General features: G+C 77.2%; 8 protein-coding genes. 5 read left to right on the top strand and 3 right to left on the bottom strand.

Annotation, left to right across the window (positions count from 1 at the left end; genetic code table 11):
- Positions 1–136 precede the first annotated feature (136 nt).
- Complete coding sequence (locus ACZ4VL_RS39615) at positions 137–982, bottom strand: MerR family transcriptional regulator (protein ID WP_468210571.1); 846 nt, start codon at positions 980–982, stop codon at positions 137–139.
- A gap of 224 nt (positions 983–1,206) precedes the next feature.
- On the opposite strand from ACZ4VL_RS39615, the gene ACZ4VL_RS39610 reads away from it, so the two are divergent.
- Together ACZ4VL_RS39610 and def are read left to right on the top strand one after the other, a co-directional pair.
- Entirely contained in the window at positions 1,207–3,582 is a 2,376-nt protein-coding gene (locus ACZ4VL_RS39610) for an FUSC family protein (protein ID WP_468210568.1), read from the top strand.
- A gap of 174 nt (positions 3,583–3,756) precedes the next feature.
- Positions 3,757–4,395: a peptide deformylase gene (gene def / locus ACZ4VL_RS39605; RefSeq protein WP_468210565.1), complete on the top strand. Its 639-nt coding sequence runs from the start codon at positions 3,757–3,759 to the stop codon at positions 4,393–4,395.
- A 52-nt stretch (positions 4,396–4,447) separates the two neighbouring features.
- Here def and ACZ4VL_RS39600 read toward each other — a convergent pair whose 3' ends face one another.
- Positions 4,448–5,437 (bottom strand): helix-turn-helix transcriptional regulator, encoded by a 990-nt coding sequence (locus ACZ4VL_RS39600; protein ID WP_468210563.1) that lies wholly within the window; start codon positions 5,435–5,437, stop codon positions 4,448–4,450.
- A 39-nt stretch (positions 5,438–5,476) separates the two neighbouring features.
- On the opposite strand from ACZ4VL_RS39600, the gene ACZ4VL_RS39595 reads away from it, so the two are divergent.
- A complete protein-coding gene (locus ACZ4VL_RS39595) occupies positions 5,477–5,992 on the top strand; it encodes a hypothetical protein (RefSeq protein ID WP_468210561.1) in 516 nt (171 codons plus the stop codon).
- Positions 5,993–6,278: 286 nt separating this feature from the next.
- Positions 6,279–6,653: a hypothetical protein gene (locus ACZ4VL_RS39590; RefSeq protein WP_468210558.1), complete on the top strand. Its 375-nt coding sequence runs from the start codon at positions 6,279–6,281 to the stop codon at positions 6,651–6,653.
- Positions 6,654–6,724: 71 nt separating this feature from the next.
- Here ACZ4VL_RS39590 and ACZ4VL_RS39585 read toward each other — a convergent pair whose 3' ends face one another.
- Positions 6,725–7,174, bottom strand: a complete 450-nt coding sequence (locus ACZ4VL_RS39585) for a MarR family winged helix-turn-helix transcriptional regulator (RefSeq protein ID WP_468210574.1) — start codon at positions 7,172–7,174, stop codon at positions 6,725–6,727.
- Between the two features lie 94 nt (positions 7,175–7,268).
- On the opposite strand from ACZ4VL_RS39585, the gene ACZ4VL_RS39580 reads away from it, so the two are divergent.
- A complete protein-coding gene (locus ACZ4VL_RS39580) occupies positions 7,269–8,144 on the top strand; it encodes an alpha/beta fold hydrolase (protein ID WP_468210556.1) in 876 nt (291 codons plus the stop codon).
- The last annotated feature ends 91 nt before the right edge of the window (positions 8,145–8,235 follow it).

Genomic DNA, 8,235 nt, shown 5'->3' with positions numbered 1-8,235 from the left:
CAGGGAGGGGGGTGGGGGGCGCCGCCCCCTCCCCCCCCCCCCCCCCCCCCCCCCCCCCCCCCCCTCCCCCCCCCCCCCCCCCCCCCCCCCCCCCCCCCGCCGCCCAGGGGCTCCGCGGCTCGCCCCGCTCTGCGGCTCACGCCCCGGCCGGCGGGGCGGCCAAGGGGGTCTGGAGTTCGGTGACCCAGTCGCCGTGGTTCTCCGGGCACTCCAGGTTGACCTCCCGCGGGTGGCCGCCGGGCCGGTACCCGTTGGCCTCGATCCAGCGCGCCAGGGTCTGGACCGACGGCAGGACCGCGTCCATGGGACCGCGGTGCACGATCGTCGCGGCCTGCTCGATCGGCGGCAGGTCGAGCACCCTCAGGACCCCGTGCCCCTCCCCGCCCCGGAGCGGGGCCGACACCTCCGCGGCGGCGTGCACCACGATCGCCCCGCCGCCCTCCGGGGCGTCCTCGTAGGAGGCGACACCCGGCCCGGACGGGCTGATGCCCGCCTCCTCCAGGCGGCGGAACAGCTCCCCGTACAGGGGACCGATCACCGGGGAGACGTCCTCCGGGGCGAAGCTGGCGGCGGTGGCGGTCAGCTCCGCCACCCGTACGGCCGGGATGCTCTTGACGACGACGTCTTCGGTGGGCATGTGCCCCTCGCTCTCGATCGAGCGGAGCCTCGCCTCGACCCGGACCAGCCGGGCCGCCGCGGCCGTGACGGCCGCCTCCAGCTCGGCCTGCCGCAGCCGCAGCATGCCGCGCAGCTCCTCGACGCCGATCCGCTCGTCCACGATGTCCTGCACCTGTTGCAGGGTGAACCCGAGGTCCTTCAGCGCGATGACCCGGTTGAGGCGGGCCAGCTGTGCGGCGGTGTAGTGGCGGTAGCCGGTGGCGGGGTCGACACGGGCCGGGCGCAGCAGTCCGATGGCGTCGTAGTGGCGCAGCATCCGGACCGACACGCGGCCGTGCCGGGCGAAGTCTCCGATGGTGAACATGGTGTCTCCGAGTGGACCGCCTGACACGGTGTGAGGGTCAAGCCCATGATCGCTCAGCGGGGGAAACGCCTCCGGGGCCGCCCCCGTCGCCCCCGGCGCCTGCCACACGGGCCGGGAGCGCCGGGAGCGCCGGGAGCGCCGGGAGCGCGGGGTGTGCCGGGTGTGTCGGGTGTGTCGGGCTGCCGGGAGGTGCCGTCCTCGCGGGGGTACGTGATGCTGGTGGCATGGGCCGTGTCGGCGCCTTCCTCACCGCAGTGCGGACCGCACCCGGCTTCGCGGTCGCCGCCCGCCGCGCCGCGCGGGTCACCCTGGCCGCCGGAGCCGCGTTCTACCTGTTCCTCTACGGCTTCGGGGACACCGTCGCCGCCACGTACGCCCTGTTCGGCGCAGTGTCCCTGGCCGGCCTCTCCCGGATCCCCGGCACGGGCCGGCAGCGCGCCGAGGTCCTGGTGCGGCTGCTGCCCGTCTCCTGGCTGCTGATCACCGCCGGCACGTTCCTGGCCGTACGGACCTGGAGCGCCGTCGCCGGCATGCTGGTCATCGGCTTCGCCCTGGCCTTCATCGCCGTCGGCGGGCCGCGCCCGGCCGGAGCCGCGCCGGGCCTGCAGCTGCTGTACATCCTGCCGTCGTTCCCGCCGTACGCTCCCGAAACCCTCGGCCACCGGCTCGTCGGCGCCACGGTCGGCATCCTGCTGCTCCTCGCCGCCGAGGTGTTCCTCTTCCCGGAGCCGCCGACCGTCCCGTACCGGGAGCTCGCCGCCCGCGCCCTGGACGCCGCCGAGCACTGCGCGGGCCGACTCGCCGCGCCCCCGTACCGGCTGTCCGACGAGGACCTCGGCGCCGCCGAGGAGGCCACGGGCCGGCTGCGGCCCATGACCGTGCCGGAGGCGGACCGTCCGGCCGGGCCGAGCGTCCGCGACCGGGCCCTCGCCCACACCGGCCTGGCCACCCGTACCCTGCTGAGCCGGCTCGCGCGGCTGCCCGCCGGACCGGCCGCGGACGGTGACCGGGCCGGGGCGGAGGTCCTGGGCGCGGTACGGCGCACGGCGGCGCAGGCCGCGGCCCGGCTGCGGGGCGTACCGCCCGTGAAGGACGCGGTGGACGCCCGCGAAGGCCTCCTCCGGGCCCGCGCCGCGCTGGTCGCGGCCCGCGCCGGGCCGACCGGGGTGCCCGTACCGTCCGAGGTGCTCGGGGCGTCCGGGGCATGGGGGCCGTCCGTGGCGCCGGCACGGCTGCGGCGGCACGCCGCCGTCCTGGAGGTGGCGGACGCCGCGCTGGCCGCAGCCACCGCCGCCGACCTCGCACTGCGCGGGCGGGCCGCCGCGGAGGGCGTCCCGACGATGCGGTTCTGGTACGCGCGGATGCGCGCCCCGCACCTGTGGTGGATCCGGCTGTGGGGGTACACCGGGAGCCGCTCGGTGTTCTTCCAGAACGCGGTGCGGATCAGCCTCGCCCTCGCGGCGGCCCGCGCCATCGCCGGCCTGGACACCCTCCCGCACGGCTTCTGGGCCACGCTCGCGACGCTGACGCTGACCCGGACGACCGTGCGCGAGACCGGTACGACGATCCGGGCGGCCCTGACCGGCACCCTGCTCGGCGCACTCGTCACCGGGGCCCTGCTGACCCTGGTCGACACCCACACCAACGTGTACGCGGCCGCCCTCGTGCCCGTGATGCTGCTGACCTTCACGCTCGGGCCGGTGAAAGGGGTGGGCTGGGCGCAGGGGCTGTTCACCCTGACGGTGGCGCTGGTGTTCGCGCAGCTGGCGCCCGCGAGCTGGCAGCTTGCGGAGCTCAGGCTGCTCGACGTGCTGATCGGCAGCGTGATCGGCGCGGTCTTCGGCCTGCTGGCATGGCCCCGCGGCGCCCACGAGGAGCTCCAGCGCTCCGGGGCGGTGCTGCTGCGGGGCGCGGCCGAGGTCGTGGTCGCCACGACTGCGTCGATCGCGGCGGGCGGAGCGCGGGAGGCCATGCCCGTCGTGCCGGGGCGCCGCTCGCTGCGGCACGCGCTGTACCTCGCGGAGTCGGCGTACGCGCAGTTCCAGAGCGAGCCGACCGCCCCGCCCGGGCCGCACACCGGGGCGGCGGGGGCGATCGGGGCTGCCGGCGCGGCCGGGGTGCACGCGGCGGCCACGGCGGGCGGGCCCCGCGCGGACCCGCGCGACCGGCCAGGGCCGCCAGGGCCGCCGGTGCCGCCCGAGCCGCCCGAGCCGCCCGCGCCGGAGCTGCCGGAGCCGCTGGAGCCGGACTGGCAGGCCACGCTGATGGCCGGGCACCACGCCCAGTGGGGGGCGGACCGCCTGCTCGAACCGGCGGAGCCACTGGAGACCGGGCCCGTCGCGCTGCCGCCGCTGGGCCATGAGGCGGCCGCGTCGGTGACGCGCCTGGGGGACCGGGTGGCGGGCCGGATGCTGCTGGTGTCGGGTTCCCTCGACCGCGGCAGCGATACGCCGTCGGCGCCGGTGCCGCTGCGCGATCCGGCGTTCGACGACTTCGAGGCGGAGCCGGACGGAGCCCCGTGGCTCTACTACGCGACCGTGTTCTGGCTGGACTCGCTGATGACCGACCTGGAACGGATCACCGGCACGGCCCGCGCCTGACCCGGCCCGCCGCGCGCGCCGACCGCCGGCCGCAGCCCCCGCCCGGTCCGGGACGGGCGGAGCCGTACCCGCGGCCCCGCCCGGTCCGGGGCGGCCGCAGGCGTGAGCCTCGGCCCCGGCGGCCGGGGCATACTGCCGTACCTGCCGCACCCCCCTCCGAAAGGCAGCCCCGGCATGTCCGAACCCCGCACCGACCACCCCCGACCGGCGACGGCCGCCGCCGACCGGTCCCTGCCGCCGCAGGCCCGGCGGGGTGTGTTCCGGCCGATCACCGAGGTGGGCGCGGACGTCCTGCACCGGCCGTGCGCCCCCGTCACCGCCTTCGGCACCCAGGAGCTCTCCCGCCTGATCGACGACATGTTCTTCACCCTGCACGCCGCCCAGGGCGCCGGCCTCGCCGCCAACCAGGTCGGGGTGGACCTGAGCCTGTTCGTCTACGACTGCCCCGACGACGACGGCGTCCGCCACACCGGCCACATCTGCAACCCGGTCGTCGATCCGGCGCCGGTACCCGACGAGCCGCCCCTCGTCCGCCTTGAGGGCTGCCTGTCCGTGCCCGGTGCCCGGCACGAGCTGGCCCGCGCCGCCCGGACCGTCGTACGCGGCACCGACCAGGACGGAAACCCGCTGGTCGTGGTGGGGACGGGCTTCTTCGCCCGCTGCCTCCAGCACGAGACCGACCACCTGAACGGCACCCTCTACATCGACCACCTGACCCCCGAGCAGCGCGACCACTGCCTCGCCGAGAGGGCGGCGTCCGGGGAGGCCGTCCGCGCCGGCCGCCTGGCCCGTGCGCGCCTACTGGGCGGCTGACGGCACCACCTGGTACAGCGGATCAGCGCCGCGCCTCGACCCGCACGCCGCCTCACCCCGCGTACCGCTCCGCCACCGCGGCCGCGGTGTCCGCGATCAGGGCGCGGAGTTCCGGCGGCCCCAGCACCTCGATGTCCGTGCCCAGGGCGAGGTACGCCGCCACCGCGTGCTCCGGCGACTCGATCGGCAGGACGGCCCGGGTCCACCCCGCCCGTTCCGGATCCGGGACGCCCCCGGAGGCGACGGCCGCGGCGTCGTCTGCGTTCAGCCGGGTCACACCGCGCGGGGAGAGCCGCACCTCGGCCCGCCCGCGGTACAGCCGGGCCCGGAAGTCCTCCTGGGCCCGCTCCCAGTGCGCGGCCAGGTCGAAGCCGGGCGGGGGCGCGCACTCCTCGTCGGTGACGGTGAGGTCGAGGACCTGGTCCACCCGGTACGTGCGCGGGGGCCGGTCCGGATCCGGCCCGGCCGGCGGCGCGGGGGCGGCCACCACGTACCAGCGGCCGGCCTTCAGCACCAGCCCGTACGGCCGCAACCGGCGCTCCACGTCGGTCGGTTCCCGCCAGCGGCGGTAGCGGACCTCGACCACCCGCCCCCGCCACACCGCGTCCGCGATCCGCGGCAGGAACGGCACCGCGGTGTTCCGCGCGTACCAGCCGGGCGCGTCGAGGTGGAACCGGGACCGCATCCGGTCGGCCTGGGCCCGCAGTTCGGGCGGGAGCGCCGCCCGCAGCTTGAGCTGGGCCGTCGACAGGGCCCGCCCGAGGCCGAGTTGGGCGGCGGGACCGGGCACCCCGGACAGGAACAGCGCCTCGGCCTCCCCGCTGCTCAGCCCGGTCAGCCGGGTCCGGTAGCCGTCGAGCAGCCGGTAGCCGCCCCGGTGCCCCGCGTCGCCGTACAGCGGCACGCCGGCCGCGGCCAGCGACTCCACGTCGCGGTACACCGTCCGCACCGACACCTCCAGCTCCCGCGCGAGCTCGGCGGCGGTCATCCGCCCCCGGGTCTGGAGCAGCAGCAGGATCGTGACGAGGCGGCTCGACTTCACTGACACAAGATGTCAGTGGAGCGCTCCTACCGTCCAGGCATGGCTTTCGCAGAGAAGAACCTCACCGTCCGGCCCCCGATCGCGGTCGCCGGCCGCCGTATCAAGCGCTACCACGTCACCGCCGACCCGGCGGGGATCGAGCCCGAGGTGGAGGAGGCGGCCTACCGGTTCCTCCCGCAGCTGCTGCAGACGCTGCCCGAACCCGACGGGACGCCTCCGGGCGGCTTCCTCGTCCTCCACAGGGGAGGGGACGACGGAGCCTACCTGAACGTCTACAGCTGGGTCTGGGACAACGCCCTGCACTTCGCGGGCGGTGCGGCCGGGCAGCCGGTCCTCGGCTGCCCGGACCGCGACCCGGCCCACTTCGTACGCCTGGACCGCTCGCTCATCGGCTGCGTCTGGGAGCTGCCGCCGATCGCGCACGAACGCGATGCGTGGGTCCGGCACGTGCTCGACGCCCCCGCCCCGCACCTGGACGACTACCTCGCCGACACCCTCACGGCCCCCACCACCGGCCTCGACCGGCCGATGCCCGCCCCGGCGCACCGCCCCTGACCAGCGGCGGGTTGGCCCCGGGGCCGGGCCCAACCGCGAGCCCGAGCCCGGGCCCAGCAGAGCCCGAGCCCTGGCCCTGGCCCTGGGTCTGGGTCTGGGCCCGTGTCCACGGGGTGGGACGGCTGCCGGCCGGTGCGGGGGACTCCGCGTCCGCGGGTGGATCCGGTCCGGTCGCGGACACCGCCCGGCCGGGCGGCCGCCCGGCCGGGCGGCCGCCCGGCCGCCCGGCGGCACGACCGGGACGGAACGCGGACCTGCTCGGTGCGGTGCGGTGGAGAATGGCTGCGTGCCCGTACCGATCTCCCCCCGCCCGCTGAACCCGGCAGAGCGGGCCGTCCTGGACCACGTCCTGTCGGCCGACTTCCCGGGTGCCCCGGCGCTGCGCGGCCAACTGGACCGGACGGAGGTCGTGGCCCGCTGGGGGCCCGACTCCGTGAGCGTCGACCTGCGGGTGCGGGGGCCGGTACGGCCCGCGGCCCTGCCGCAGGCGCTCGTCCCCGTCGCGGCCCATGTCCACGACCCGGTGGGGGACTACCTCGGCGAACTGCTGGTGCGGACCGAGGACGGAGCGACCCTGGCGGGCCCGGAGTACGCCTGGGTCAGCGACGAGATGCCCACCGTCCTCCCGCCCGCGGACCACATCCGTCTCACGGTCCGCTGAGCGCGCGGGCCCGGGCGCGGCGGCCCGTGCCACGCGACCGGGCGGCCGGGCGGTCGGAGGCGGCCGCTTCGCTACGGCCCCGCGTCCGGGGCGGGCTGCTCCGCGGCCGCGGCGCGCAGGGCTGCGGTCAGGTAGCGGTGCACCGTGTCCAGTTCGGCCGGGGTGAAGCCCGCCGCCGCGCCGACCAGCCGGGAGATCAGCGGGCCGAAGAACGACCACCCCAGGTCGACGGCCTTCTCCTCGACCGACAGCAGGACCCGCCGCCGGTCCTCCGCGTCGCGTCGGCGTCGCACCAGCCCCAGCCGTTCCAGGCGGTCGACCAGCGCCGTCACGCCGGCCGAGTTCAGCCGCAGCGCCTCACCGAGCCGCCCCGGCGTGGCCGTCGTACCCGCCCGTTCGGCGTCGAGCAGGAAGATCAGTGCCCGTAGGTCCGTGGGGTGGAGGCCGTTGCGGGCCGCGAACTCCGACCCGCGCAGGTCGAACTCGACGGTCACGGCGCGCAGCAGGTGGACGAGCCGCATATCGGGGGTCAGGTCTTCACTCACTCGGCTAGTATCTCGCTCAGCGAGATAATCATCAACGGGGCCCCGCGCCACGCCCGGAGGTTGAGCCGTCATGCCCTCGTCCGCCGAGTCCTTCGCCGAGTTCTCCGCCGCCTACGACGCCCTGCTCGCCCGCTGGCCCGCCGGCACCGACGAGCTCGACGTCCCCACCCCGTACGGCACCACCCGGATCCACGCCCACGGCCCCGCCCAGGCCCCGCCGCTGCTCCTGCTGCCCGGCGGCGGCGCCACCGGAGCCGTCTGGTTCCGTACCGCCCGGGCCCTCGGCGCCGGCCACCGGGTGCTGGCCGTCGACCTCCCGCGCGACGCCGGACGGAGCGTCACCGAAGGCCGCCCCCTGCGCACCCCCGCCGACCTGATGGACTGGCTGGACGCGCTCCTCGACGGCCTGGGCGTCGACCGCGCCCGGCTGCTGGGGCACTCGTACGGGGCCTGGATCGCCCTGTCGTACGCACTGCACCGCCCGGACCGGGTCGACCGGCTGGTCCTGCTCGACCCGACGCAGTGCTTCGCCGGATTCCGCCCGGGCTTCCTGCTGCGGTCACTGCCGGTACTCGTGCGGCCGACCGCGGCCCGCGCCCTCGCCTACCTGGACCGGGAGACCGCCGGCACCGCCACCGACCCGGAGTGGAAGCGGCTCTACGCATGGGGGGCCGAGGCCTTCGCGGGCCGCCGGCCGGTCGTCGGCCGCCGCCCGGACGCCGCGGGGCTGCGCGCGCCGCTGCTGGTGCTGTTCGCCGGCCGCAGCGGCGCCCACCGGGCCGAGGACGTCGCCGTCCGCGCCCGGAGGGTCGTGCCGCACGCCCGGGTCGAGACCCTGCCCGGTCTCACCCACTTCGGGATGCCCACCGCACTCCCCGCCGACGCGGAGCACCGCATCGCCGAGTTCCTCGCCGTGGCCGCCGACGGGGCCGCCCGGACGGCCTGACCCCACGGCGGTCGGGGCCCGGGGGGGGGGGGGGGGGGGGGGGGGGGGGGGGGGGTGGGGGGGGGGGGGGGGGGGGGGGTGGGGGGGTGTC

It is taken from the genome of Streptomyces sp. NPDC029014 (genome assembly GCF_055564695.1).
The sequence above is the reverse complement of the archived record's forward strand: the minus strand, read 5'-3'. Positions and strand labels throughout refer to the sequence as shown.